The organism is Xanthomonas sp. NCPPB 1325, from assembly GCF_041477645.2.
Classification (GTDB): Bacteria; Pseudomonadota; Gammaproteobacteria; order Xanthomonadales; family Xanthomonadaceae; genus Xanthomonas; species Xanthomonas cannabis.
This window is the reverse complement of sequence record NZ_CM192985.1, coordinates 3,903,476-3,929,904: the sequence shown is the minus strand read 5'-3', so window position 1 is coordinate 3,929,904 and position 26,429 is coordinate 3,903,476. Positions and strand designations below refer to the sequence as shown.

Here is a 26,429-nt window from a genome sequence, read left to right as displayed (position 1 = left end):
CACGGAGTGAGCCTTGATCATCGATGTCAAACCGCGTGTGGCGGATGTGTTCAACCAGGTCTGGCGGACCCTGGCCGTCTTGTTCGTCTGGGACGTATTGATCACGATCATCTATTACGTGCTGCCATTCCGGGCGCCCGCCCTGCCGTTGACCATCTTCGGTTCGGCGTTGGCGTTGTTCCTGGGCTTTCGCGCCAATTCCACCTATCAACGCTGGTGGGAAGGGCGGGTGCTGTGGGGCCAGATGATCAACGCATCGCGCAACCTGGTGCGTCTGAGTGTGAGCATCCTGTCCGCGCCGGAAGCTGCAGCGCTGGGGCGCACGATTGCGCTGCGACAGATCGCCTATGTCAACGCATTGCGCTGTCAGCTGCGTCGCCTACCGGTTGCGATGGCCCTGGAGCCGCGCCTGGACGCCGATGAAGTGGCCGCGGTAGTCACGCGTACCAACGTGGCCAACGGTCTGCTCGATACCACCGGGCGCAGTGTGGAGCAGGCGCGACGTGATGGCTGGATCGACAGCATCCAGCAGGCCAGCGTGGAGCGCATCCTGGTGGACATCGCCAATGCGCAGGGCGGGATGGAACGCCTGAAAAATACGCCGCTGCCGTATCAATATCGCTTCTATCCCAACCTGTTTACGCGGCTGTTCTGCGTGCTGCTGCCGATCGGTCTGGTGGAGACGTTGCAGTACGCCACGCCTGTGGGATCAACAGTGGCCGGGCTGATGTTCCTGGCCGTACTCAAGATCGGCGACGAGCTGGTCGACCCATTTGCCAACGCCATCCACGATCTGCCGCTGGACACCATGTGCCGCACGGTCGAAATCGATGCGTTGCAGGCCATCGGCGAGCAGGCGCCGGAGCCGATGCAGCCGGTGGATGGCGTGTTGTGGTAAGTGTTCGCGCTTGCCCAACGGGATTATCCGAACGGCGCTGAGGCGCATTGGCCCGTTGCCTCAAGAGGTGGTGCGGACGGTTGTAGCGCGCCGGATCTGTTGCTTGGCTGCGGGGCCAGTCGAAATGGTGGCTCTGGATGGATCTCAACCAGCGATTAGCACGCTGGCGATGCGGTGTCTTTGCTCTTCAACAAGACCGCCGGCCCACTGTCTGGTGCGGTGGGGGCACCGCGCACTCGACCGGACTTGAACATCGCCAAGCGATCGCTATACGCACGATGCAGGCATCTCGACCTGATTGCTCATGACGGACAGATCAGGCGCAGAGCGGATGGTCTGCGCCTTCGCTGCAGGGCCCTTGCCCGCCCACCATCGCAGGACACTCCGCAAGTACGTCCATGTAGGCTCCGTGGCGGCATCCATGCCGCCAAGGGTCCCGCGACGGTGGGCGGGCAAGGACCAGTAGAGTTGGTCGGTCTGCATGGATTTCAACAGCGACTGGCAAGATGCGACGCGGTGTCTTTGCTTTTCAACAAAACCACCGGCCAACTGCCTGGCGTGGTGTCCTCGCCGATTGCGGGACCGTGTGGCGGCATGGATGCCGCCACCGAGCCCCCATGGACGGGTTTACGGCGTGTCCCGCGAGCGGTGAGGGCGCCGCGCCCTCGATGCTGCGACTTGGCTGCAGGGCAAGGACCGGTCGAGATGGTCGGTGTGCATGGATCTCAACCAGCGACCAGCAGCCTTTCATCCTGAAAGTTCAGCTGCATCTGGACGACGCCAGGACGTGACCGCCACCCAGACAGCCTTCAAGAGATAGCGCTGCCAGCTCTTTTTTAAGCGGGCTCCGCGAATGCAGGCCGCTAGCGATTGCTGCCCGATCGATCGCCGCGCTGTGGCGGTCCTGATGCCGCCGGCCTGGACGCAGTGATTTCTGTCTGCGGCGCAGGGTTGTCCCTGTCCTCGCCACGTACCGCATTGCCCGAGGTGCTGTCTATCAGGATCACCGGGAACTTGGAGCGTCGACGCTGTTCGACGCGATGCGGCAGCGGGCTCAGTGCATCGCGCAACGCGCTCAGGGCCGGGTCCACGCCGCGCAGCGGATACCACAGGCCGATCAGGCTGAAGTGGCGGCTGTAGCGCAAGGTCTGAGTGCTGCCGACCCATAGCGGTTGTGCGCCGGGCTGCAGGCGCGCGGCCGCGGGCCACAGGCGCAGCACATGCACGTGCCCGGGCGCCGCGTGGCGCACCATCAACAAGGCTTCGACCTGGGTATCCAGCGTGGCCGGCAGGATCGGCACTTCGTCCGGGCGACCGCTGGCATCGAGCAGATGCAGCGCCTGTTCCCAACCCGCCTGCGGTTGGGCCCGCCAACCGCGCGATTCCAGCTGGCGCTGCAGCGGTGCGAGCGGCCCGGCGACTTGCACGTCCAGCGGCCAACGCTGGTCGTCGTCGAACTCGTTGCGCCGCGCCGGCAGCAGGCGCCATTGGCCGTTCCACCAATCGCTGGCGGGCAGATCCATCAGCAACGGCGGCGGCGGTTCGAACTTGGCCAGCTTGGTCTCGAGATTGCGCGGCGCAAAGAAGATCGCGCAGCTCACGAACACGCCGTAAAAGATCCACGACACCGGCTTGACCCAGAACGCGCGCGTGGCGCGGCGGCGGTAGGCGATACCGAGCACCAGCAGCCAGAAGATACCGAACAACATGCCGCCGACCACGTCGCTGAGCCAGTGCGCGCCCAGGTACAGGCGCGCAAAGCCGATCAGCGAAACGATGGCGCCGCTGACCAGATACGGCCATACCCGACGACGCCCGGGCAGCTCGCGCGCGATCAGCAGCGCGAAGAAGCCGAAACCAATGGTGGCCATGGTCACCGCTACCGACGGAAACCCGAAGCCGCTGCTGGCTGCCGGCGGGCGCACCACCTGCACGGTGGCGCCCAGCAGCTGGGTCAGTGCCAGACCGAAGGCCAGCGCGATCACCCAGTGCGTCACGGCCATCCAGCGCTGGCGCCAGGCCAGATAGCCCATGGCCGCGACAATCGCCGGCAGCAGCACCTGCCAGTCGCCCAGCGAGGCCAGCGCCACCATCGGGTAGTCGGCCAGCGGGTTGCGTAGGGCCAGCATCAGGTCGTGCACGGCCAGGTCCACGCGCAGCGGTTCGCCATGCGCCAGCACCACCATCAGCAACACGAACCAGCCCCAGCCCAGCAGCAACAGCATCAGCGCCATCATCGCCAGCGGCACCGACTCGCGACGGCGCGGGTCGAACACGCTGACCGACCAGTTGCCCAGCACCGGGTGCCGGTGCGACCAGTCCAGCAGGCGTGCCAGCAAGGCATCCAGATGGCCTGCCGACCAGCGATACGAATACAACACCACCGCCCAGGCCAGGCCGATGACCGCGGCCAGCAATGTGACGACCACGAACAGGCGCCCGGCCACGGCCGCCACCGCGTCGTAGGCGGTTCCCAGCACCCAGCCCGGGACCAGAAACAGCAAGGCCCACGACACGCAGGCAAGGCCGCTGGCAATCAGATAGCGCTTGAACGGCATGTGCGACATGCCCGCAATGGCCGGCACGAACGGCCGCACCGCACCGACATAGCGGGCGATCAGGATGCTCTTGAAGGCGTTGCGCCGGAACAGCAACTCGCCGCGTTCCAGCAATTGCGGATAGCGGCGAAACGGCCAGTAGGTATGCAGCTGGTGGCCCCAGCGGTGGCCTACCCAGAAGCTCAACGCATCGCCGACGAACGCGCCCAGCGTGGCGCAGACCACCGCATACGGTCCGTTGATCTGGCCAAGCCCGATCAGCACGCCGATGGCGAACAGCAAGGGCAGCGCGGGCACGATGGCGCCGAGCACGATCACCGCATCACAGAATGCGATGGCAAAGATCACCACGCCAGCCAAGGTGGGGTGGTGTCCGATCCACTCCAGCGTGGCGTCGATCCATGAGTTCATCCCCGAATTATAGGTGGGCACGGCGACGACTGACTTGCGCGGTGCTCACATCCGGCTGTCCGCTTCACCTGAGGTTGCATCCAGGCGCCGGCGCCTGCCGGTGCCACCTGCAGGCACGCCCGGGGCGGTATGGCGGTGCACGGTGCCCGCCTACAATGGTGGATGAGTGACGACCGCACCGGCAATCTGCCACTGAAGTCCGATACGTTCGGACGCATCCTGTTGATCCGCGACGCCGGCCGGGTGTTCGTGCGGCGTGACCTGAGCGTGGCGCCGTGGCTGTTGCGCGGCGTGGCCTGGTGGCTGGCGCGTCGCGAAGCGCTGGCCTTGCGCCAGCTGGACGGGCTGCCGCGCACGCCACGGTTGCTGCACTGGGACGGGCGTCATCTGGACCGCAGCTATCTGGCGGGCGATGCCATGTACCAGCGTCCGCCGCGTGGCGACCTGGCCTATTTCCGCAGTGCGCGGCGGTTGCTGCAGCAGTTGCATCGGCGTGGTGTTGCCCACAACGATCTGGCCAAGGAAGCCAACTGGCTGGTACAGGACGACGGCAGCCCGGCGGTGATCGATTTCCAGCTGGCCGTGCGCGGCAACCCGCGCGCGCGCTGGATGCGCCTGCTTGCACGCGAGGATCTGCGCCATCTGCTCAAGCACAAGCGCATGTACTGCCCGGCTTCGATCACGCCGGTGGAACGTCGCGTGCTCAAGCGTACCTCCTGGGTGCGCAAGCTGTGGTTCGCCACCGGCAAACCGGTCTACCGCTTCGTGACCCGTCGCGTGTTGCACTGGGAAGACAACGAGGGGCAGGGGCCGAAGCCGTGAGGGGCGGGGGATTGGTTGTTCGGGATTGGGGATTCGTAAAGGCGGATGGTGCAGGGCTGGTGGCTGGTCGGTTGAATCCAGCAGCTGCACATGACGCGTTCCGATTCGGCGCCGGTCACCGGCTGTAAGCTCTGACGAATCCCTAATCCCGATTCCCCAATCCCATGACCTTAAAAGGCAAAACCCTCTTCATCACCGGCGCCTCGCGCGGGATTGGCTTGGCGATTGCTCTGCGCGCGGCGCGCGATGGGGCCAATGTGGCGATCGCGGCCAAATCGGCGGTGGCCAATCCCAAATTGCCCGGCACCATCCATAGCGCGGCCGCGGCGGTGACTGCGGCCGGTGGGCAGGCGCTTGCGCTCAAATGCGATATCCGCGACGACGCGCAGGTGCAGGCCGCCGTTGCTGCAACCGTGGAGACGTTTGGCGGGATCGACATCCTGGTCAACAACGCCAGCGCGATCTGGTTGCGCGGCGTCCTGGAGACGCCGATGAAGCGCTTCGACCTGATGCAGCAGGTCAATGCGCGGGGCAGTTTTGTGTGCGCGCAAGCCTGCCTGCCGCATCTGTTGCGGTCATCCAATCCACACATCCTCACCCTCGCGCCGCCACCTTCATTGAATCCGGCGTGGTGGGGTGCACATACCGGCTACACATTGGCGAAGATGGGCATGAGCCTGGTCACGCTGGGGCTGGCCGCCGAGTTCGGCCCGCAAGGCGTGGCGGTCAATGCGTTATGGCCGCGCACGGTGATCGCCACCGATGCGATCAACATGCTGCCCGGCGTGGACGCCGCGGCCTGCCGTCGCCCGGAGATCGTGGCCGATGCGGCGCATGCGGTGCTGACGCGCAAGGCGGCCGGATTCCATGGCCAGTTCCTGATCGACGACGACGTCCTGGGCCAGGTCGGCATCACCGACCTGCGCAGTTACGCGGTCGACCCGTCGCATGCGTTGTTGCCGGATCTGTTTCTGGATTGAGCGTGGTGCACGCGCTTACGCGAGCCTGGTTCGCCTGCAGGATCGCGTAGTGCTGACGCGCGTCGCGGCACCGCGGCTGCCGATTTGCGCGCGGTGCCTGGCTGCGTAGTCGCTTCAGCCGCTCGCGAGCGCCGGCAGCGGCTCGGCACATTGCCGGCAATAACGCGCATCCGCCGCGTGGCCTTCCAGCCCGCAGCGGGTGCAGTTGCGCGTATCGCGCTTGCCGGTGTGGCCACCGTCGCGCAGCGTACTGGCCAGTTCGGCGGTGTAGATGCCAGTGGGCACGGCAATGATGCTGTAGCCGATCAGGATCAGCGCCGAGGTGACGAAACGGCCTAGCGTGGTCTGCGGCACCAGGTCGCCAAAGCCCACCGTCGCCATGGTGACGATGGCCCAGTACATGCTGGTGGGGATGCTGGTGAAGCCGTGCTGCGGGCCTTCAATGACATACATCGTGGCGCCGGCGATCACGGTGATGGTGAGCACGCTGAACAGGAAGACCAGCACCTTGCGGCGGCTGCGCCACAGCGCGTCCACCAATTGCCCGCTTTCCTGGATGTAGCGGGTGAGCTTGAGGATGCGGAACAGCCGCAGGATGCGCAGCACGCGCACCACCAGCAGCGTCTGTGCGCCGGGCACGAAGAACGACAGATAGCTGGGCAGGATCGAGAGCAGGTCGATCACGCCCCAGATGCTGAGCGCGTAATGCAGCGGGCGCCGAACCACCGACAGACGCAGCGCGTATTCGACGGTGAACAGCACCGTGAACGCCCATTCCAGCGGGACCAGCCAGTGCGCCGAGTGCGCATGGATGCGCGGCACGCTGTCGATCATGATCACCACCACGCTGGCCAGGATGGCCGCGACCAGCAACAGGTCGAAATTGCGCGAAGGGCGGGTGTCGTGCCGGTAGATGATGTCGAACCACTGCCGGCGCCAGCCGTCGTCGGTGGCGGGGGTGAGCTGAGGATCGGAGAAGGGGCGCATGCGCGCATTGTGCCGCAGCCGCGCGAATGCGCGAGAATGCCGGTCTCCCCTCCGCGTCTGTGACCCACCATCATGAGCACCGCTGCCGATTCGCCCCTGTCCCTCGCGCACTATTACCTGCCGGTGTATCGCCCGCGTCAGGTGGTGCTGGAGCGCGGTCAGGGCAGTCGCGTGTGGGACGATGCGGGGCGCGAGTACCTGGACCTGTCCTCGGGCATTGCGGTCAGCGGGCTGGGCCATAACGATCCGGACCTGGTAGCGGCGCTCACCGAGCAGGCCGGCAAGCTGTGGCACACCAGCAACATCTTCTACAGCGCGCCGCCGCTACGTCTGGCCGAAGAACTGGTCACCGCCTCGCGCTTTGCGGAAAACGTGTTCCTGTGCAATTCCGGCACCGAAGCCAACGAGGCGGCGATCAAGCTGGTGCGCAAGTGGGCCAGCAGCCAGGGGCGCCCGGCCGACAGGCGCGTCATCGTGACCTTCCGCGGCAGCTTCCATGGCCGCACGCTGGCCTCGGTGACAGCCACCGCGCAGCCCAAGTACCAGGAAGGCTATGAGCCGCTGCCGGGTGGATTCCGCTATGTGGATTTCAACGACGTGGCGGCGCTGGAAGCGGCCATGGCGAGCGGCGACGTGGCAGCGGTGATGGTGGAGCCGATCCAGGGCGAGGGCGGGGTGATGCCGGCCGCGCCGGGCTTCCTGGCCCGTGCGCGTGCGCTGTGTGATCAGCACGACGCCTTGCTGGTGCTGGACGAGATTCAATGCGGCATGGGCCGCACCGGCACGCTGTTTGCGCATTGGCAGGAGCAGGTGACGCCGGACATCGTGACGCTGGCCAAGGCGCTGGGCGGCGGTTTTCCGATCGGTGCGATGCTGGCCGGTCCCAAGGTGGCGCAGACCATGCAGTTCGGCGCGCACGGCACCACCTTCGGCGGCAATCCGCTGGCCGCGGCGGTAGCGCGGGTGGCATTGCGTAAGCTGGCCTCGCCGGAGATTGCAGCCAACGTGGAGCGCCAATCGGCAGCGTTGCGCGCAGGGCTGGAGGCATTGAATGCCGAGTTCGATGTGTTTGCGCAGATCCGCGGACGCGGCCTGATGCTGGGCGCGGTGCTGGCACCGGCGCATGCCGGTCAGGCGGGGGCAATCCTGGATCTGGCCGCCAAGCACGGCTTGCTGGTGCTGCAGGCCGGCCCCGATGTGCTGCGCTTTGTGCCGGCACTCAATCTGACCGATGCCGAGCTGGCTGAGGGTTTGGCGCGTTTGCGGCCGGCGATTGCCGAGCATGTCGCGCAGTCGTGATGGATGCCTGCGTCCTGCGTCCTGCGAAGTGCGGGATGATGGGGCTTGGCTTGGGGTGAGCGTGCGCAGTCTGGCGGGCGTGATTGCGTGGTCTGTCGCTCGTTTGATGTTGAGGTTCCGGCGTAATTGGGGGCTCAGCTCGCTGCTGCGAGTTGGGTGTCTTCCGTCGTACCCTCACCCCAACCCCTCTCCCGAGGCGAGGGGCTGAAGGCATCGCGGTGTTGTTTGGTGGCGTGCGCTGCGTTGTCGGAGCTGCATGCAGTACCGCTCTTGGCTGCGGTCTGCGACGCTTCCGATTCCCGATTCCCGACACTTATCCCAAGCCGTGCCGCTTCAACACCCGCCGCAAGGCGCGGGCGTCGCGTACGGTGTCGGCGTGCAGGCCGGCCGCGCGTGCGCCGCGTACGTTGACGAACAGGTCGTCGACAAACAGCGTGCGCTCGGCGCGTTCGCCGAGCTGCGCAAGCGCGCGCTGATACACCTGTACATCTGGTTTGCGGCCGCCGAGTGCGCCGCTGCATAGCACGCGGCCCTGCAACAGCGGGAACAGTGGCGGCACGATCCGCTCGATCGCGTCCATCATCAGCGGGCCGTTGTTGGTGAGCACTGCCACTGCCGTGGTCGCCGCCACCGCCAGCACCTGCGCCACGACCGATGGGTCGGCGCGGCAGGCGGCGACGCGGGCTGCGAGCCAGGTGGCGCGATCGATCGTGTGCCCGAGCCCCTGGCTCACCTGCGCCAGATACGCCTGCGTGTCGATCGTACCGGCATCGTAGGCGCGCTCCAGGCCCTGCACGAACAACACCTCGTGCACCCGCTGCGGTGTGCAGCCCGCCGCCGCCGCCAGCGCGGCCATGCGCCGTGGCCGCGCGTAGTGCGCGAGCACGCCATCGAAATCGAGCAACAGCAGCGACGGTGGTGCGGGCGGCATAGGTGTGCTCATGCGGTGGCTGCGCAGCGTTGTCGATCTGTCGCGGCATGGCAAGCGCGCAAGACCTGTTATGCCCGAAACCCCGCAGGTAGGTCGCTGCGAGACCTATTCAGAGTCTTGAATCCGGCAGGAACCTACCCGCCTGCGCCAACCCTACCCTCCGCACCGCGGTTGCGGCGGAACTGTGCTGGTTATGGTCGATGCATGCCGCATTTGCGGTGTCAGCCGGTCTCGGGGGAGCGCCCGGTCACTCAGCACGCTACACGTCTCCAGGGGTTTGATTGCATGCGAAAGTGCCTGAATACCGATCACCTGGCGGTCTCGGTTGCCGCCATCCTCAGCACCACCCGCTCGCGCCACACGCTGGCGTCGATGACCTTGTTGCTGGCCGGCGCACACAGCCTGCCAGCTGTCGCCCAGGATGCGCGCACGCTGGATGCGGTCAGCGTGGTGGGCACCGGCTCCACGCGGACCACCGCATCGATTTCGGTTGCCGAGATCCAGGCACAGGTGCCGGGCGTGGCACCGCAGCAACTGCTGGCCAGCTTGCCCGGCGTGAATGTGCAGACCACCGACCCATTCGGGCTGTACGAGTTTGGCGACTCGATGACCATCCGCGGGTTCTCCGCCAACCAGATCGGCGTGACGCTCGACGGCATTCCGATCGAGACCTTCGACACCCGCGAAGGCGGGCCGATCACCCGCTATGTCTCCAGCGAGAACCTGCTCGATGTCACCGTGTCGGCCGGCTCGGGCGATGTCACCCAGCCGTCGTATCACGCACTCGGTGGTGCGATCCGCTACACCAGCCTGCCGCCGAAGGGCGGCGACAGCTGGAGCGGCAATCTCACCCAGACCATCGGTTCGGACGATCTGGTGCGCAGCTTCGTGCGCCTGGACACGCCGCAGTGGTGGGATGGCGGCCCGACTGCGTATGTCTCTGCCTCGCGCACCCAGGGCGGGGTGTGGGACATGGAGCCGGCCACGCAGAAAAGTGATCACTTCGAAGCCAAGATTCGCCAGGCCTGGGACGCGGGCAGCCTGACACTCGGCTGGATCTACAACAACCGCAAGGACTACGACGTGCAGTCGTACAACTCCGACGGGTCGGTGGCGTGGGACCTGCACGAACGCATCACCGGCAACCCGGAGGTGGACGCCGAGCATTACAGCGAATGGCAGAACGGCCGGCGCGATTCGCTGCTCAGCCTGCATGGCGACTTCATGTTCAACGATGCCATCGGCGCCACGTTCACCGGCTACTACGAAAACAAGCATGGTTATGGCGTCGGCGGCACGCCACCGAGCACGGCCACCGGCCTGTACAACGATGCGATCGCCGGCACGCCGGGGCGCACCGATATCGCCATCAACGACCCACAGATCGTCGATGCCGACGGCAATGTCACCCGCGTCGGCGCCATGACACGGCGCGAAGAGATCATGGGCGGCGACCGTTACGGCATCACCGGCGCGGTGGCGTGGGAGACCGAGCACAACAAGCTCGAAGTCGGTGCGTGGTACGAAAACTACGATTTCGATCAGGTGCGCCCGCTCTACAACCTCGACCCGGCGACCGGTGCCTTGCTCAAGGGCTCGCGACCGATCGTCATCTACTACGACAACCACTTCTCCACCGAAGTGAAGCAGCTCTACATCAAGGACACGCTGCGCCTGCTGGATGACAGGCTCACCATGGAGTTCGGCGCCAAGGGCCTGGACGTCAAACGCGACTACAACGGCATCGCCAACCTGGACGATTTCAACATCGGTGTGCGGCGCAATGTGACCATCAAGAACAGCGACTGGTTTCAGCCGCAGGTGGGTGCAAGTTTTCAGCTGGCCGATGGTGTGCAGGTGTTTGCCAACTACGCCGAAAACTTCAGCTCGGCGCCGCGCCTGGCGCTGACCTCCGGCGCGTTCAATCCGGACATCGCCCCGGAGGAGTCCACCAATATCGATATCGGCATCCGCGCCGAATCCACGCAATGGAGCGGCTATCTGGCCGCCTACAAGATCGACTACGAAAACCGCATCATCGCGCTGACCGACCCGGACCCGCTGGTGGTGGCTCCCACGGTATACGCCAATGTCGGCGACGTGCAGACCTATGGCGCGGAACTGTCGGGCATGTGGAAGCCGGCGCCAGGCTGGCGGTTGGGTGCATCGTTGACCTGGAACAGGTCCGAATTCCAGGACAACTATTTCGGCCCGGTCAGCGGCAATCTGGTACAGGTCAAAGGCAACGACGTGCCCGACGCACCGAAGGTGATGTTCAGCGTCAACGGCGGTTGGGAAGGCGAGCACTTCTTCGCCAACCTCGATACCAAATACACCGGCAAGCGCTACGGCGACACGCTCAACACCGATCAGGTGGATGCCACCTTCATCGTCAACGGCAGCGTGGGCTACCAGGGCGGCGACGCGGGATTCCTGACAGGCGGCAGGTTGCAGTTGTCGGTCTACAACCTGTTCGACAAGGACGATGCGATCGGTGCGGTGTTTCCCAATGAAAGCTCCGGCTCGTATCAGCTGATCGCGCCACGCCAGTTGTTCGCCAGCCTGTCCTACCGGTTTTGAAACACAGCCGCGACCGGCCGTGCGGTCGGTCGCGTGCGTTTGTCCACGACATGCAGGGGACTATGCAGTGACGCAAGGCAATTACTCTGGGGCGATGACGCGGCGGCAATTGCTGGCGCGCATCGGCATGACCGCCGGCGGCGCCATGATGTACCAGGCGATGAGCAGCCTGGGCATGGCGGCCGAATCTAATTTCAAAGGGCCATTGCAGCTGGATGGCGACCCCAAGGGCGCATCGGTCCTGATCCTGGGCGCCGGGCTGGCCGGTATGAGCGCCGCCTTCGAGTTGCGCAAGGCCGGCTACCGCGTGCAGGTGCTGGAATACAACGACCGCCCCGGCGGGCGTAACTGGACCCTGCGTGGCGGCGATCGCTACACCGAGCTGGGCGGTGCCGCCCAGCACTGCCAGTTCGACGACGGGCTGTATCTCAACCCGGGGCCGTGGCGCATTCCGCATCACCACAAGGCGGTGTTGAGTTACTGCAAGCAGTTCGGGGTGGCACTGGAGGCGTTCAACCAGGTCAACTACAACGCATTGCTGCACAGCCAGAAGGGTTTCGGTGGCAAGCCGCAGCGCTTTCGCGCCATCGATGCCGATTACAAGGGCCATGTCTCGGAGTTGCTGGCCAAGTGCACGCAGCAGCACGCCCTGGACACGGCCGTCAGCCGCGAGGATCAGGAACTGCTGCTGGAATCGCTGCGCACCTGGGGCGCGCTCGACCAGAAGTTTGGCTACGTCAAAGGCAAGGACAGCAGCGAGCGGCGCGGCTTTGCGCGATATCCCGGTGGCGGTCTGTCGGGCAAGCCGGAGTTCTCCGACCCCTTCAGCGTGCAGGACGTGCTGCGCTCGCGCCTGTGGACCACGCTGGCGGCCGGCAACAACTACGAAATGCAGACCACCATGTTCCAGCCGGTGGGCGGCATGGACCAGATCGGCAAGGCGTTCGCGCGTCAGCTCGGCGATGCCATCACCTACAACGCCAAGGTCACCAGGATCGACCAGGACGGCAGCGGCGTGCGCGTGTCCTGGCAGGACGCGGCGCATGGCCGCGAAGAACGTATCGCCAGCGCAGAGTGGTGCATCTGCACGATTCCGTTGTCGGTACTCAGCCGCATTCCGGTGACCGCCAGCGACGCGATGACCACCGCGATCGGCAAGGTGCCGTACGCGGCATCGGTGAAGGTGGGGCTGCAATTCAAACGCCGTTTCTGGGAAGAGGACGAAGCGATCTACGGCGGCATCAGCTACACCGATCTGCCGATCACCCTGATCAGTTACCCAAGCACCGGCTATCACAGCCCCGGCAAAGGTGTATTGCTCGGTGCCTATGTCTGGGGGCTGGATGCCTACCAGTTCACCTCGATGACGCCGGAGCAGCGCGTGCGCAAGGCGGTGGAATACGGTACGCAGCTGCATCCGCAGTATCCGCGCGAATTCGAAAACGGTGTCGCCGTCGGTTGGCACCGTGTGCCGTTCACGCATGGCTGCTTCGGCATGTGGACCGAGCAGGCGCGCGCCGAACATTACGAACCGCTGTGCCAGATCGACGGGCGCCTGGCGCTGGCCGGCGAGCACGTGTCGTACATCCCGGCCTGGCAGGAGGGCGCGATCCTGTCTGCACACGATGTCGTCGGCCGTCTGCATCGCAGGGTGCTTGCCGCAGGAGGCCGCGCATGAGCCTGTTGCCACGCACGCTGGTCGCCGCCGTCGCGCTGGTCATTGGCGCGTTGCTGTTGCCGCCGGGTCTGCGCGATGCGCGGGCGCAAAGTTCCGATGCCACCCAGCTGTTTCCGCAGCAAGGCTTTGCCAAGGCATCGGGACAGGAGGTTTACCAGGCCATCTGCCAGGGCTGCCACATGCCTGCCGGGCATGGTGCGCAAGGTGCGGGCGAGTATCCCGCGCTTGCCGCCAACCCCAAGCTGGCGGCCGGCCCCTATGTGACCATGATGGTGCTCGACGGCCACGCCGGCATGCCTGGCTTCGGTGACATGCTCGACGATCGCCAGGTGGCCGAAGTGGTGAGCTATGTGCGCACGCATTTCGGCAACGACCACAGCGAACGTGTCACCGCCGACGACGTGAAGCTGCTACGCCATTGATCTTTCCCTGCCAAGGAGTCGCCATGTACCGTCCCATTGCACGCGCCCTCATCGCCACCCTCATCTGTTCAGCGGGCGTTGCCGCCGCCGACGCGGCCGAGGTGATTCGCCACAAGATTCCCAACAGCGATTTCCCCATTGCCGCGGCGGTGGAAATCCCCGCCGGCAAGGCCACGGTGTACGTCAGCGGCAAGGTGCCGGCAGTGGTGGATGCCAGTGCGCCCAAGGACTCCGCTGCCGCATATGGCGACACCAAGGCGCAGACGGTGAGCGTGTTGAACCAGATCAAGCAACAGCTGGCCGCGATCGGGTTGGGCATGGGTGATGTGGTGAAGATGCAGGTCTTTCTGGTCGGCGACCCCGCGCTGGGCGGCAAGATGGACTTCAACGGTTTCATGGAAGGGTATCGCCAGTTCTTCGGCACCAAGGAACAGCCCAACCTGCCGGCGCGCTCGGCCTTCCAGATCGCGGCGTTGGGCAACCCGCTGTACCGCGTGGAGATCGAAGTGGTCGCCGTACGTCCCTGAGCCGTTATCGGCGCCTTGCTGGAGGTTGTGATGAAACCTGATATGTCGCGCCGCATGTTCCTGCGGGACTCGGCCCTGTTCGCCGGTGCTGCGGGTGCCGGCACGGTGCCGCTACTGGCCAGTGCCGCCGAACGTTCCGTCGCCGTTGCACCGACCGCGGCCAACACGCTGGCACCGGTGATGATCGGCTCCAACGAGTTCCCCGACGGACCGTCGACGGCCGCAGTGAAGGCCATCGCGCAGATCGCACCGCAGGGCGGGCGTTATTTGCGCGATGTGCAGATGGAACTGATGAACACCCTGGCCGCGGAACTCACGCTGCCGGTCGACCACTTGATGGCCTACGCCGGCTCCACCGAACCGCTGGACTACACGATGCTGGCCTTCACTTCGCCGAGTGCGGCGTTGGTCACCGCCGACCCGACCTATGAATCGGGCTGGCGCGCTGCAACCCGCAATGGTGCGCGGCTGATCAAGGTGCCGTTGCGCAAGGATTTTTCGCACGACGTGCAGGCCATGTGCGCGGCCGACCCCAACGCAGGCGTGATCTACATCTGCAACCCCAACAATCCCACCGGCTCGGTGACTGCGCGCAAGGACCTGGACTATGCGCTCGCGCACAAGCCCAAGGGCAGCGTGCTGGTGGTGGACGAGGCCTACATCCACTTCGCACAGAGCACGCGCAGCGTGGTCGACATGGTCGCTGCCGGCGAGGACGTGGTGGTGCTGCGCACCTTCTCCAAGCTCTACGGCATGGCCGGCATCCGCTTGGGGTACGCGGCCGCACGCCCGGAGCTGCTGGCCAAACTGATGTTTTACAGCGTCAACAGCCTGCCGGTGACCGCAGCGGCCGCAGGCCTGGCCAGCCTGCGTGATCCGGCGCTGGTGCCGCAGCGGCGTGCACGCACCGCGGCCACCCGGCAGGATGTCATCGAGTTCCTGGTCCGGCAGGGCTATGCCTGCACGGCCTCGGAGAGCAATTGCTTCATGGTCGATGTGAAGCGGCCGGCCGCAGGCTTCAAGGACGACATGGCAACGCATGGGGTCTTCATCGGCCGCAGCTGGCCGGTGTGGCCCACGTGGTCGCGGATCACCGTGGGTACCGAGGCGGAGATGGCACGCTTCAAGCAGGCCTTCGTGCAGGTGATGGCCGGCAAGCGCGGCCCCTTGCCGGTGCCGCAGGTCGCGGAGCATGCGTCACTGGATGGGTGTTTCCATTACGCCTGAGGCAGGGATCGGGCGCTGGCATGGTGTGCGCGCTGGCAGGCGCGATCTGCAACACGCGATGCCCCGGTGGCATCTGCTCGCTGCGGGTGCTCGCTACGCGCACGCGCACGCGAGCTGCAGCCGAGGTTCTGTAGATCGCGGCCAGGCGGTACCCTGGCAAGGCCGGCGCAGCGCGAGCGTCGGTGGGTTGGATGCATCGCGTATTTCTTATCGCAGGAGTGTGCCTTGAAGCTGTTTTCGACGATTGCCGTACTCGGCCTGGTGCTGATGGCACCTTCGGCCTGGGCCCGGACATGTGCGGTGACCATCACCGGCAACGACCAGATGAAGTTCGACCAGAGCGCCATCAAGCTGGCGCCCGACTGCACGCAGGTGGACCTGACGCTCAAGCACTCCGGCAAGATGGCCGCCACGGTGATGGGCCACAACTGGGTGCTGACCAAGTCCGCCGATTTCCAGGCGGTTGCCAACGCCGGCGTGCGCTCCACCATTGCCGACAGCTACCTGCCCAAGGCCGATGCCCGCGTGATCGCGCATACCAAGGTCATCGGCGGCGGCGACAGCACCACCGTCAGCTTTCCCACCAGCGCATTGACCAAGGGCGGCGCGTACACGTTCTTCTGCTCGTTTCCCGGGCACTGGGCGATGATGAAGGGCACGCTGAGCTTCGGATGACCGCGGCGCGCCACCGGGCCTGTCCCTGTGGCGCGGTGCATCGGTTGGCTGCCTCCGGCATCGTGTGAACGACGCTGCTGCATCGCCACAGGGCCGCGCACCGTTCCCGCCATGTCAGGCGCGCCAGGCAGGCACCATGACGTGCACGCCCCTCACGGTGGCGGTGCGTCCGTTGCGTGCTGGACGTCCCCGCTGCGTAACACGCCGCGCTGCAGCGCCTGCGCCAATGCGCCTTCGCGGCTGCGTGCATCGAGCTTGCGGTACAGATTCTTGAGATGGAATTTGACCGTGTTTTCCGACAGGTGCAGGTGGCGGGCGATCTGCTTGTTGGAATAGCCACGCGCCAGCTGTGCCAGCACTTCCAGCTCACGCTCGCTGAACACGTCGCTGGAAGGATCGTCGTCGCCGCTGAGGCGTTCGAGCAGGGCCTGGATGGTCAAGGCACGCGTGGTGCCGCCCACGGTGTGCGGGTCGTGCTGCCGGAGCGAGCGCAGCATCGCCTTGGCGGGCAGGCCGAGTTCGACGATTGCCTGCCAGCTCTGCGTCAGCGCCACGTGGTCCAGGGCGCTGTACAGGTAGGGCAGGGCGGCGAGCAGTTCGCCGCGTTGCTGCAGCACCAGCGCGATGCGGGCGCGGGTGCGCGCGAGATGGCACAGGTTGTCGTTGCTCAGGCAGGCCTGCTCGATCTGGCCGAGGATGATCAGCGCTGCGCTGCTGCGTCCGGCCAGGCGGTGCCAGCGTGCCAGTGCGAACCCCATCGCCGCGCGATCGCGCCACCGGTGCGCCGCGCGCAATGTGTGTGCCAGCGAGGATTCGCCGCCGGTGCGCGCGATCAGCACATCGATGGCCGCGTTGCCGGGATGTTCCAGCAGCAGCATCAAGCGCCACGCCGACGCCAGCTCGGACAGCCGCATCAGCTTGCGCCCGTGGGCGATCTGCTCGATATGGTCGAGCACCGCCAGGGCGCTGCGTCCGCTATGGTCGCGCACGCGCTCCAGTCCCAATGCGGTGTCGTAGGCGGCTGCCAGCACATCCACGCCGGCATCGTGTTGCTCGAGCGTTTCCAGTGCCGGATGCAGCAGGTCCGCCGCGTCGTCGTGGTGGCCACGCTCGTAATGCAGCTGCGCGAGCAGGCACTGGCCGGCCGCCTCCAGCACGCGGTCTGGCTGTGGCGTGTGCGCGCACCCGTGCAGCGCTTGCCGGTAGCATGCCTCGGCGTCGCCGAGTTGCCCGCGGTAGAAAAAACTCTGGCCCAGCGCCAGCAGCGCCTGGCCGGCGCCCGCATCACTGCCGCCGCGCTGCATTGCCTCGCGTGCCGCCAGTGCGTAGCGTTCTGCCACTGCAAACGCGCCTTGGGCGATGGCGGTGGTGGCGCAGATGCAGAGCAGCATGCCGCGGCCAAGCTGGTCGTCCTCGTCCAGTGCGCGCGCCTGTGCCGCGATCTGGGTCAGGCCATGGGGGTTGCCGCAGATTTCGTCCAGGCGGTCGCGCAGCACGGCCACCACCACGGTGTAGTCGCGCTGCAGCGGTTCGCGCAGGGCCGCCGGGAAATCGCGAAAGCGTTCCAGCAACAGGCGCGCATGGCTGAACTCGCCCAGCTTGATGTGCAGATGCGCCTGGGTGAGGTTGAGCGCCGGTGTCTCGCGGATGGTGCGGTGGTCGAAATGGCGCAGCAATGCACGCACCTCGTGCAGGCCGTGCGTCAGCAGCAACTGCCAGGTGCCGGCGCGCGCGATGTAGCTGGCCGCCAGATCGCCGCACTGGCCATGCGCGGCGTGTCGTACCGCGTCGGCCAGGTGCTGATGGTCGCCAAACCAGCGGGCTGCACGCTGATGCAGCTGGACGGCCTGGCCAGGGTGCTCGCGATCGAGCACTTGCTGCAGGAAGTCGGCAAACAAGGGGTGATAGCGGAACCATTCGCGTTCGCCATCCAGCGGCACCAGCAGGCCGTGGAAATGCTCCAGCCGGGCGAGCAACCGGCCACTGTCGTCGCGCTGGCGCAGCGCATCGGCCAGCGAGGCGTTGAGGCGTTCCAGCAGGCTGGTACGCAACAGCAGGTCGCGCGTTGGTGCATCCAGGTCGTTGACCACCTGCTCGGCCAGATACGCGGCAATCTGCGTGCTGCGCCCGGAGAAGCGTGCGGTCACTTCCTGCTGACGTTGTGCATCGCCCTCCAGCCACAGCCGCGCCAGATGCAGCGCTACCGGCCAACCTTCGGTGTAGTGCAGCAGGGTCTCCACCACCGGCGCCGCGACCCGCGGCCCCAGCAGCGTGCGCGCTTCGTCGGCGTCCAGTGCCAGTTGCGCACTGCCGATGCGACCGAGCTGTGCCTGCAATTCCAGCCGCGCCAGCGGCAGCGCCGGTACGCGACGGGTGGCAAGCAACAGATGCAGGCGCCCGCCGCTGTGTTCCACCAGGCGCAGCACCAGCTCATCGACCAGGCCACTGCCGAGCCGGTCGTAGTCGTCGACGATCACGCTGATGCGCCGCGGTGCAGCGCGCAGGGCGCGAATCAGCACCGCGACCGCATCGCGCGGGTCCTGCTCGCAGTGGTGCATCACGCTGGTGCACAGCGCGGCATCGGCGCCTGCACCCTGCAGCGCCAGGGCGAGATGACCCACAAAGCGCGCGGCATCGGCATCGGCTTCGTCCAGCGACAGCCAGGCCACCGACGCCGCATCACGCGCACGCAGCTGCGCATGCCATTGCGCCAGCAGCGTGGTCTTGCCGAACCCGGGCGGGGCCAGCAGCAGGGTCAACGGACGCATCTGGCCCTGATCCAGTGCCCTCAGCAATGCCTCGCGCACCACCGCGCCCGGATGCGGTGAGGGTGGCTCCAGCTTGCTGGCAAGCAGCCAATCGGGAAGAGCGGGGTCGCGCGGCGGTGACGGGCGCGGAGTGAGCAACGCAACAGGCTTGAGCATGAGGCGAGGGCGGCCGTGGCAAGCGTCAACAGCGCGCCGGCTCGACACGCTGCACAACGTGATGAAACAGCGGCGACGGCACGCAGGTCACCGAGACGGCGACAACGGCGGATCGGCTGCTTCGCGGGTCCCCACCCATGCCCGTCCCTGAGCACCTTTCAGAAAGGTATGACAGCCTCACGACAAAAGCAAAGTGTGTGGCGGTTTTCACGCCATCGCCGCCAGGGTCGAGGCGGGCCATCGGGTGGATCGGGTTGTGGTTGCGTCTGCCCGCGCCAGCGGCGTGCGCAGAACAAGTGTGTCTGATCCGGCGTCACCGACCGGCGCGCCCAGCCCGCGGCGTGCGCATTCACTTCGGCCCCTGCGGTACATGCCGGGGCCCGCTGGGCCCGCGCCGGCATCCACGTCCGGCGCCATCGGGGCGGCCGTTATCGGCTGCCGACGTCTGGTTTGGCGGGCTGTCTCAGCGCCGCACCTGCGCCGTCGGCACGTGCTGAAGGCGAAGCGCGGCGCGGCCGCCGTCTTACCCCGTCACGCGTCAGCGTGCGACCTCTGCAAACGCCTCGCGTGCTGCGGCGAGCGTGGCCTCGATCACGGCCTCGTCGTGCGCGCTGGACATGAAGCCGGCCTCGTACGCCGACGGCGCCAGGTACACGCCCCGCTGCAGCATCGCGTGGAAGAAGCGGTTGAAGGTGGTGGTGTCGCAGGCGGTGGCCTGCGCGTAGCTCTCCACGATCTCGTCGCTGAAGAACAGCCCGAACATGCCGCCCACCTGGTTGGTGGTAACGGCAATGCCGGCCGCGCGCGCGGCATCTTCCAGGCCTTCGCACAGCACGCCGGTCGCCTCGCCCAGGCGGGCGTGGAAGCCGGGTTCCTGCACCAGTTCCAGCATCGCCAGGCCGGCGGCCATGGCCACCGGATTGCCCGACAAGGTGCCCGCCTGGTAGATCGGCCCGGCCGGGGCGATCTGCTCCATCAGCTCGCGCCGGCCGCCGTACGCGCCCACCGGCATGCCGCCGCCGATGATCTTGCCGAAGGTGGTCAGATCCGGTGTGACGCCATAGAGCGCCTGCGCGCCACCCAGCGCCACGCGGAAGCCGGTCATCACTTCGTCGAAGATCAGCAGCGCGCCATGCCGCGTGCACAACGTGCGCAGGTGCTGCAGATAGCCCGCCAGTGGCGGAATGCAGTTGGCATTGCCCACCACCGGCTCGATGATCACTGCCGCCACGTCGGCGCCGATCTCGTCGAACAATGCGGTGGCGCCTTCGAAGTCGTTGAAGCTGAGCGTGGCGGTCAGTTCGCTCAAGCCGGCCGGCACGCCCGGCGAGGTGGGCACGCCCAGGGTCAGCATGCCGCTGCCGGCCTTGACCAGGAACGAGTCGCCGTGGCCGTGGTAGCAGCCTTCGAACTTGATGATGCGGCTGCGCCCGGTGGCGCCGCGCGCCAGGCGCACCGCCGACAGCGTGGCCTCGGTGCCGGAGTTGACCATGCGCACCATCTCGCACGAGGGCACCAGCCGGGTGATGGTCTGCGCCATCGTCACTTCCGCCGCGCACGGCGCGCCGAACGACAGCCCGTCGCGGATCGCGCGTTCCACCGCCTCGCGCACCGTCGGGTGGTTGTGCCCGGCAATCATCGGGCCCCATGAGCCCACGTAGTCGATATAGCGGTTGTCGTCGACGTCGTACAGGTACGGGCCGTCGGCACGGGCCACGAAGAACGGCTCGCCGCCCACCGACTTGAACGCCCGCACGGGTGAGTTGACGCCGCCGGGCAGCAGCGTCTGCGCCTGGGCGAACAGGGCGTGGGAGCGGGTGTGGTTCATGCGCGCAGATCCTTGAGGAATACCAGTGGGGACATCGATGCCCGGCAGCGGGCATCGCGTTCGCCATTGTCAGGCCTGCGGCCTCGCGCGCCTACCCGGCAGAGGCCTGCCTACCCGTCGGAGCCGGCGGGTAGGGCAACCCGGCTGCCTATGATCGGACACGAGGGAACCGGGCGTTTGGGCATGAGCTGATGGCATGCGGTCATTGGCGCCCCGCTTCAGATGTTCAGAAAGTGTGATTCCGGTGGCCGTTGGCCCCGTTCATCCAGTCGCCTTGCCGACCGTTCCAGACTTGGGGAGAAAGCATGAACCGTAGTATCCAGAAGCGTGCGCTGGCGTTGGCCCTGGTGGTGGCCATCGGCGGTGCACACGCGCAGTCGACCACCGGCAGCATCGTCGGCAGCGTGGGGCAGGGCAGCGGCACCAGCGTGGTGGTGGAAAACAACAGTGGCCTCAGCCGCGAAGTGCCGGTGGACGCGCGTGGCCGGTACACCGCCGGCAATCTGCCGCTGGGCACCTACAAGGTGACGGTCAAGCGCGACGGCGCGGTCGTGGAAACCCGCGAGAACGTGGCCATTACCGTGGGCGCCAATACCGACGTGTCGTTCGCCGCCAGCGCCGCGGGGAGCGGCGTGCAGACCCTGGACAGCGTCACCGTCAACGCGGCCAGCCTGGCCACCATCGATGTCAGCAGCGTGGATACCCGCACCGTGGTCACTGCCGAGCAGCTGGCGCAGCTGCCGTTGGGCCGTACCGCCGAAGCGATCGCGTTGCTGGCGCCGGGCGTGGTGGTCAACAGCGGCGGTTTCGACAACGGCCCGCTCGGCGGCTCGCTGCCCAGCTTCGGCGGCTCGGCCGCCAGCGAAAACGCGTATTACCTCAACGGTTTCAACACCACCACCATCAGCAATAATCTCGGCGGCCTGACCCTACCGTACGGTGCCATCGACCAGCAGGAAATCTTCACCGGTGGCTACGGCGCGCAGTACGGCCGCGCCAACGGCGGTGTGATCAACCAGATCGGCAAGCGCGGCACCAACGAGTGGAAGTTCGGCGCGGCGGTGATCTGGGAGCCGAACGGCCTGCGTGCCAACCAGCGCGACATCTACTGGCGCCCGGACAGCCAGGCCAGCACCGTCAACAACGCCGCCTACCGCTACGCGCGTGCGGCCAATGGCCTGTACCAGCCGGCCAGCGAAGCCGAGGCCAACCAGACCACTTACAGCGCCTACGTCGGTGGCCCGATCATCCAGGACAAGTTGTTCTTCTTCCTGGCCGCAGAGCAGGTGGATTCGGATGGCGTGCGCGTGGGCACCAATCGCGACACCGACAACGGCCGCACCGGCGGCCTGACCGACTACGACTACAAGCAGAAGCGCTGGTACGCCAAGGTGGACTGGAACATCACCGACAACCACCTGATCGAGGTGACCGGTGCCAGCGACGAGGCGGAGACCAACGGTTCCATCTACCGTTACGACTATGTCAACCGCACGCGTGGCAGCTACTTCACCGACGAATCCACCTGGAAGACCGGCCCCACGCTGTTCACCGGCAAGTACACCGGCTACCTGGGTGACAACCTCACCGTGACCGCGCTGTACGGCAAGATGCGCACCCCCGACGAGCTGACCCCGTTCAACTACAACGCGGCCGGGGGACCGGTGATCAATAGCGCGGCGTTGCAGAATCCGGCCTACACCGGCGGCACGCCGCGCATCGGCAACCAGCTGGTCACCTCGGTCAGTTCGCCGGATCGCGAATACAAGAAAGACAATCAGCGCCTGAATCTGGAATGGCGCCTCGGCCACCACACGCTCAACTTCGGTATCGACAACCAGAAGTCCGAAGGCATCGACGTCGGCTCGGTGCTGTCCGGCCCGGGCTTCGCCTGGACCTACGGCCAGACCAACGACCCCAACGGGTTGGCCACCGGCGGGCTGGTCAGCCAGTCTGCCAACGAAGCTGGCGGCATCGGCGCGCCAAGCCCGGGCCTGGTCGATCCGGTCAACGGGTCCAGCGGCTACTACGTGGTGCGCAACATCAACACCAGCCTGTATTCCTACGAGGCCAAGCAACGCGCCTACTACATCGAAGACAAGTGGCAGGTCACCGACAACCTGTTGCTGAGCATCGGCCTGCGCAAGGACGAGTTCACCAACTACACCCCATTCGGCGACCCCTACATTGAAGTGGATAACGCGTGGGCGCCGCGCTTGGGCTTCAGCTGGGACGTCAATGGCGATTCCAGCCTGAAGGTGTTCGGTAACGTTGGCCGCTATTACCTCGGTCTGCCGCTGTCGGCGGTCAGCTTGTTCACGCCGGCCACCACCACCGATACCTATTTCACCTATAGCGGCATCAATGCCGACGGCACGCCGGTGTTGGCGCAGCAGCTCGGCTCGGCCGTGTCGGCCAATTCGCGCTTCGGCCGCATCGCCGATGTGCGCACCGCCGTGGCCAAGGACATCGAAGGCGAGAACCAGGACGAAGTCATCCTGGGTTTCACCAAGCAGCTCGAAAGCGGCTGGGTGCTCGGCGTGCGTGGTACCCACCGGCGTCTCAATGCCGGTATCGACGACCAGAACTACGACGTCTCCAACACTGCGCTGATCAACGCGGCCGCCGCGCAGGGCGTGACCATCGATTTCTCGCAAGTCGCAGGCGCCTCGCTGATCAATCCCGGCCAGACCAACACCTGGGGTGTGATCGGCACCGACGGCCAGTTCCACGAGGTGTCGGTCAGCCGCGAAGCGGCGGGCTTCCCGAAGTTCAAGCGCAACTATTCGGCCGTGGAATTCAACCTGGAACGTCCGTTCGACGGCCAGTGGTACGCCAAGGTCAACTACGTGTGGTCGCATAGCTACGGCACCACCGAAGGCCAGGTGCGTTCGGACCTGTGGCGTACCGGCGGCGCACTCGGCAGCTATCAGGGCCAGGCGTCGGTTTCTACAACGCAGAGCTGGGACCACGCAGCACTGATGGAACATTTCAACGGCGATCAATCCAACGATCACCGCCATCAGCTCAAGCTGTTCGGCTTCTACCAGTTCAACCCGCAATGGGGCGCCTCGGCCAATTTCAGCCTGATTTCCGGCGCGCCGCATAACTGCCTGGGCAATTACTACGGCACCGAATACAGCGGCCGCGATCCGGCTGGCTACGGCGGCAGCGCCATCACCGGCGGTCCGTACCACTACTGCTACAACCCCGAAACCGGCACCGGCGTGGCATCGCCTCCGGGCTCGCAGGGGCGCCTGGGCTGGATCGCCCAGCTCGACCTGGGCGTGACCTACAAGCCGGCCTTTGCCGACGGCAAGCTGGCCTTGCGCTTCGACGTGTTCAACATCACCAACGAGCAGACCGCGACGAACATCTATCCGTTCTCGCAGCTGCCCGACAACACCACCAACCCGCTATGGAATCAGGTGGTGGCCTACCAGGCACCGCGCTCTGGCCGGGTGACGTTGAGCTACGATTTCTGATCGGATCACGCGACAAAGGCAGTTCCGGCAGCGACGCGTGAAAGCACGCGTCGCTGTTTTTGTTTTGGGTAATGGCGGCCGAATTGAGGTCGCCGTGATGCGTGACGGCAGGCAGCCTGGGTGATCGCTTGGCTAAGCAGATTGTCCGCTGCAGTCGTCGCTACCTGATTGCTCAATCCTGGTAGATCAGGCAGAGAGCGGATCATCTGCGCCTTTGCTGCAGGGCCCTTGCCCGCCCACCATCGCGGGACACGCTGCAAGTACATCCATGTAGCTCCTTGGCGGCATCCATGCCGCCAAGGGTCCCGCGACGGTGGGCGGGCAAGGACCAGTCGAGTTGGTCGGCCTGAATGGATTTCAACAGCGACTAGCAAGCTGCGACGCGATGTCTTTGCTTTTCTACAAAGCTTTTCAACAAAACCACCAGCCAACTGTCTGGCGTGGTGTCCTCACCGATTGCGGGACCGTGTGGCGGCATGGATGCCGCCACCGAGCCTCCACGGACGGATTCACGGCGTGTCCCGCGAGCGGTGAGGGCACCGCGCCCTCGACCAGACTCGAAGACAGCCAAGCGCTCGCGATACGCACGATGCAGGCGTTGCTATCTGATTGCTCGCTACGGGCAGATCAGGCGAACAGCGGATCATCTGCGCCGTTGCTGCAGGGCCCTTGCCCGCCCACCATCACGGGACACGCTGCAAGTACGTCCATGTAGCTCCGTGGCGGCATCCGTGCCGCCGAGGGTCCCGCGACGGTGGGCGGGCAAGGACCAGTGGAGATGGTCGGTGCGCACAGGTTTCAACAAGCAGCCGGCAAGCTGGCGACGCGGCATCTTCGTTTTTTAAAAAAAGACCAGCCAGGTGTGTGATGCGGTGCCCTCACTGATTGCGGGGACGCCAAGGGTCCCGCGACGGTGAGCGGGCAAGGCCCGTCACGATGGTCGGTGTACCTGGTGCAAGCAAGGCATCAATCCTGCGCGACGGCCTACAACGCAGCCAGCATCAATCGTCTTCAACGCTTGCCGCACTATCACGCAAATCCTGCGCGATATGCCTGCACTGCTGCGACCGGATCTGGCGCCGCATACACGCCGCTGACCACGGCAATCAGGTCGGCACCTGCAGTCACCAGCGCGGGCACCTGCGCAGCGGCGATGCCGCCGATCGCCACCCGGGGTAGACCAAGCTCGGCCGCTTGCTGCAGTAGCGCCGGCGTCGCGCGCCGGGTGGTCTGCTTGGTGGTGGTCGGGAAAAACGCACCGAACGCGACATAGCTGGCACCCGCAGCGGCGGCGGCGCGCGCGCGCTCGATCTCGTCGTAGCACGACACCCCGATGATCGCCTGCGGCCCCAGCCGCGCGCGTGCGGCTGCCACCTCTCCATCGTCTTCGCCCAGATGCACGCCCTGTGCACCGACCTGCGCGGCCAGTTGCGCATCGTCGTTGATGATCAAGGGCACACCGTGCGCCGCGCAGGCCTTGCGCAGGGCGCTGGCCTGGCGCAACCGCAGCGCCCCATCGGCCTGCTTGTTGCGATATTGCAGCCAGGTGATTGCTGGCAATAACGGCACGGTGCGCAGGAGCAGGCGCTGGGTATTGGGCTCGTCCGGGGTGATCAGGTACACGCCGCGGGCGTCAAGGCGGTGGGGCATGGCAGCGCTTCCGAAAGCGGTGGATGGGATGGGACAATGCTGGCCCCACCGTTGCGTGACCGCGATTATCCGATGAGCGACACATCCACCACCACCTACCGCACCTGGATGTGCGTGGTCTGCGGGTTCCTCTACCACGAGGCCGACGGCATTCCCGAAGAAGGCATCGCGCCCGGCACCGCCTGGCAGGACGTGCCCGAGAGCTGGACCTGCCCCGATTGCGGCGTCACCAAGGACGACTTCGAGATGGTGGAGGTCGACTGAGTCGCTGTGAATGCCACGCTGTCGGGCACCCGCATTCCCCGTGACGGCGCTACTGGTGTAGCAAGGGAGGCTGACGTCTCCCTTGCTTGAACACTTCAAGCGATGGCCTACGTTGCGCAGCCCAGGCTTCTACTCGCGCTTCCAACGAGTGCCCCATTTCGGCTAAAGACAGACACATTTAAAAATCCGCTTCTGCTACTCCTTGTGCAGAAGGCCGTGCAGGCGCTTGCTTCAGACGTACATACGTAGGGGTCGAGGATTCCGCCGCCGCTGACGCTCCAGG

At 66.0% G+C, this 26,429-nt stretch carries 18 protein-coding genes; 12 read left to right on the top strand and 6 right to left on the bottom strand.

Annotated elements, in window-relative coordinates; genetic code table 11:
• Window positions 1-13: 13 nt before the first annotated feature.
• Window positions 14-898: a bestrophin family protein gene (locus ACCQ10_RS16610; protein ID WP_372361316.1), complete on the top strand. Its 885-nt coding sequence runs from the start codon at window positions 14-16 to the stop codon at window positions 896-898.
• A gap of 863 nt (window positions 899-1,761) precedes the next feature.
• Here ACCQ10_RS16610 and ACCQ10_RS16605 read toward each other — a convergent pair.
• A complete protein-coding gene (locus ACCQ10_RS16605) occupies window positions 1,762-3,867 on the bottom strand; it encodes a bifunctional DedA family/phosphatase PAP2 family protein (RefSeq protein ID WP_372361315.1) in 2,106 nt (701 codons plus the stop codon).
• Between the two features lie 162 nt (window positions 3,868-4,029).
• On the opposite strand from ACCQ10_RS16605, the gene ACCQ10_RS16600 reads away from it, so the two are divergent.
• Both ACCQ10_RS16600 and ACCQ10_RS16595 read left to right on the top strand, forming a co-directional pair.
• A complete protein-coding gene (locus ACCQ10_RS16600) occupies window positions 4,030-4,689 on the top strand; it encodes a serine/threonine-protein kinase (protein WP_184438416.1) in 660 nt (219 codons plus the stop codon).
• A 164-nt stretch (window positions 4,690-4,853) separates the two neighbouring features.
• On the top strand, window positions 4,854-5,669 hold the full coding sequence (locus ACCQ10_RS16595; RefSeq protein ID WP_372361314.1) for an SDR family oxidoreductase: 816 nt from the start codon (window positions 4,854-4,856) through the stop codon (window positions 5,667-5,669).
• Between the two features lie 114 nt (window positions 5,670-5,783).
• On the opposite strand, the gene ACCQ10_RS16590 is transcribed toward ACCQ10_RS16595, so the two are convergent.
• Window positions 5,784-6,656, bottom strand: coding sequence for an ion transporter (locus tag ACCQ10_RS16590; RefSeq protein ID WP_372361313.1), 873 nt, complete (start codon window positions 6,654-6,656; stop codon window positions 5,784-5,786).
• Window positions 6,657-6,728: 72 nt separating this feature from the next.
• Between ACCQ10_RS16590 and ACCQ10_RS16585 the strand changes: the two genes are divergently transcribed.
• A complete protein-coding gene (locus ACCQ10_RS16585; RefSeq protein ID WP_372361312.1) occupies window positions 6,729-7,955 on the top strand; it encodes an acetylornithine transaminase in 1,227 nt (408 codons plus the stop codon).
• Between the two features lie 313 nt (window positions 7,956-8,268).
• Here the strand turns inward: ACCQ10_RS16585 and ACCQ10_RS16580 are convergent, their stop codons facing one another.
• Entirely contained in the window at window positions 8,269-8,886 is a 618-nt protein-coding gene (locus ACCQ10_RS16580; RefSeq protein WP_372363154.1) for an HAD-IA family hydrolase, read from the bottom strand.
• Window positions 8,887-9,183: 297 nt separating this feature from the next.
• On the opposite strand from ACCQ10_RS16580, the gene ACCQ10_RS16575 reads away from it, so the two are divergent.
• From ACCQ10_RS16575 to azu, 6 genes are all read left to right on the top strand, one after another.
• Window positions 9,184-11,466 carry a TonB-dependent receptor gene (locus ACCQ10_RS16575; protein WP_372363153.1) on the top strand — a complete coding sequence of 761 codons (2,283 nt, stop codon included), beginning with the start codon at window positions 9,184-9,186 and terminating at the stop codon, window positions 11,464-11,466.
• 94 nt (window positions 11,467-11,560) lie between these two features.
• Window positions 11,561-13,144 carry a flavin monoamine oxidase family protein gene (locus ACCQ10_RS16570; protein ID WP_372363152.1) on the top strand — a complete coding sequence of 528 codons (1,584 nt, stop codon included), beginning with the start codon at window positions 11,561-11,563 and terminating at the stop codon, window positions 13,142-13,144.
• Window positions 13,141-13,566 carry a c-type cytochrome gene (locus ACCQ10_RS16565; RefSeq protein ID WP_166745255.1) on the top strand — a complete coding sequence of 142 codons (426 nt, stop codon included), beginning with the start codon at window positions 13,141-13,143 and terminating at the stop codon, window positions 13,564-13,566. Before ACCQ10_RS16570 ends, ACCQ10_RS16565 begins: the two co-directional genes overlap by 4 nt.
• A 23-nt stretch (window positions 13,567-13,589) precedes the next feature.
• The gene (locus tag ACCQ10_RS16560) at window positions 13,590-14,093 is read left to right on the top strand and encodes a RidA family protein (protein ID WP_047696895.1); all 504 of its coding nucleotides are present in this window, start codon (window positions 13,590-13,592) and stop codon (window positions 14,091-14,093) included.
• Between the two features lie 30 nt (window positions 14,094-14,123).
• The gene (locus ACCQ10_RS16555) at window positions 14,124-15,320 is read left to right on the top strand and encodes a pyridoxal phosphate-dependent aminotransferase (protein WP_372361311.1); all 1,197 of its coding nucleotides are present in this window, start codon (window positions 14,124-14,126) and stop codon (window positions 15,318-15,320) included.
• 225 nt (window positions 15,321-15,545) lie between these two features.
• Window positions 15,546-15,995, top strand: coding sequence for an azurin (gene azu, locus ACCQ10_RS16550; protein WP_047696891.1), 450 nt, complete (start codon window positions 15,546-15,548; stop codon window positions 15,993-15,995).
• A 152-nt stretch (window positions 15,996-16,147) separates the two neighbouring features.
• Here azu and ACCQ10_RS16545 read toward each other — a convergent pair whose 3' ends face one another.
• Window positions 16,148-18,919, bottom strand: a complete 2,772-nt coding sequence (locus tag ACCQ10_RS16545; RefSeq protein WP_372361310.1) for a winged helix-turn-helix domain-containing protein — start codon at window positions 18,917-18,919, stop codon at window positions 16,148-16,150.
• 538 nt (window positions 18,920-19,457) lie between these two features.
• Window positions 19,458-20,747 carry a glutamate-1-semialdehyde 2,1-aminomutase gene (gene hemL, locus ACCQ10_RS16540; protein ID WP_372361309.1) on the bottom strand — a complete coding sequence of 430 codons (1,290 nt, stop codon included), beginning with the start codon at window positions 20,745-20,747 and terminating at the stop codon, window positions 19,458-19,460.
• A gap of 305 nt (window positions 20,748-21,052) precedes the next feature.
• On the opposite strand from hemL, the gene ACCQ10_RS16535 reads away from it, so the two are divergent.
• Window positions 21,053-24,232, top strand: coding sequence for an outer membrane beta-barrel protein (locus ACCQ10_RS16535; protein WP_372361308.1), 3,180 nt, complete (start codon window positions 21,053-21,055; stop codon window positions 24,230-24,232).
• A gap of 1,029 nt (window positions 24,233-25,261) precedes the next feature.
• Here ACCQ10_RS16535 and thiE read toward each other — a convergent pair.
• A complete protein-coding gene (gene thiE, locus ACCQ10_RS16530; RefSeq protein WP_372361307.1) occupies window positions 25,262-25,882 on the bottom strand; it encodes a thiamine phosphate synthase in 621 nt (206 codons plus the stop codon).
• Window positions 25,883-25,933: 51 nt separating this feature from the next.
• On the opposite strand from thiE, the gene ACCQ10_RS16525 reads away from it, so the two are divergent.
• Window positions 25,934-26,146 (top strand): rubredoxin, encoded by a 213-nt coding sequence (locus tag ACCQ10_RS16525; protein WP_047696986.1) that lies wholly within the window; start codon window positions 25,934-25,936, stop codon window positions 26,144-26,146.
• The last annotated feature ends 283 nt before the right edge of the window (window positions 26,147-26,429 follow it).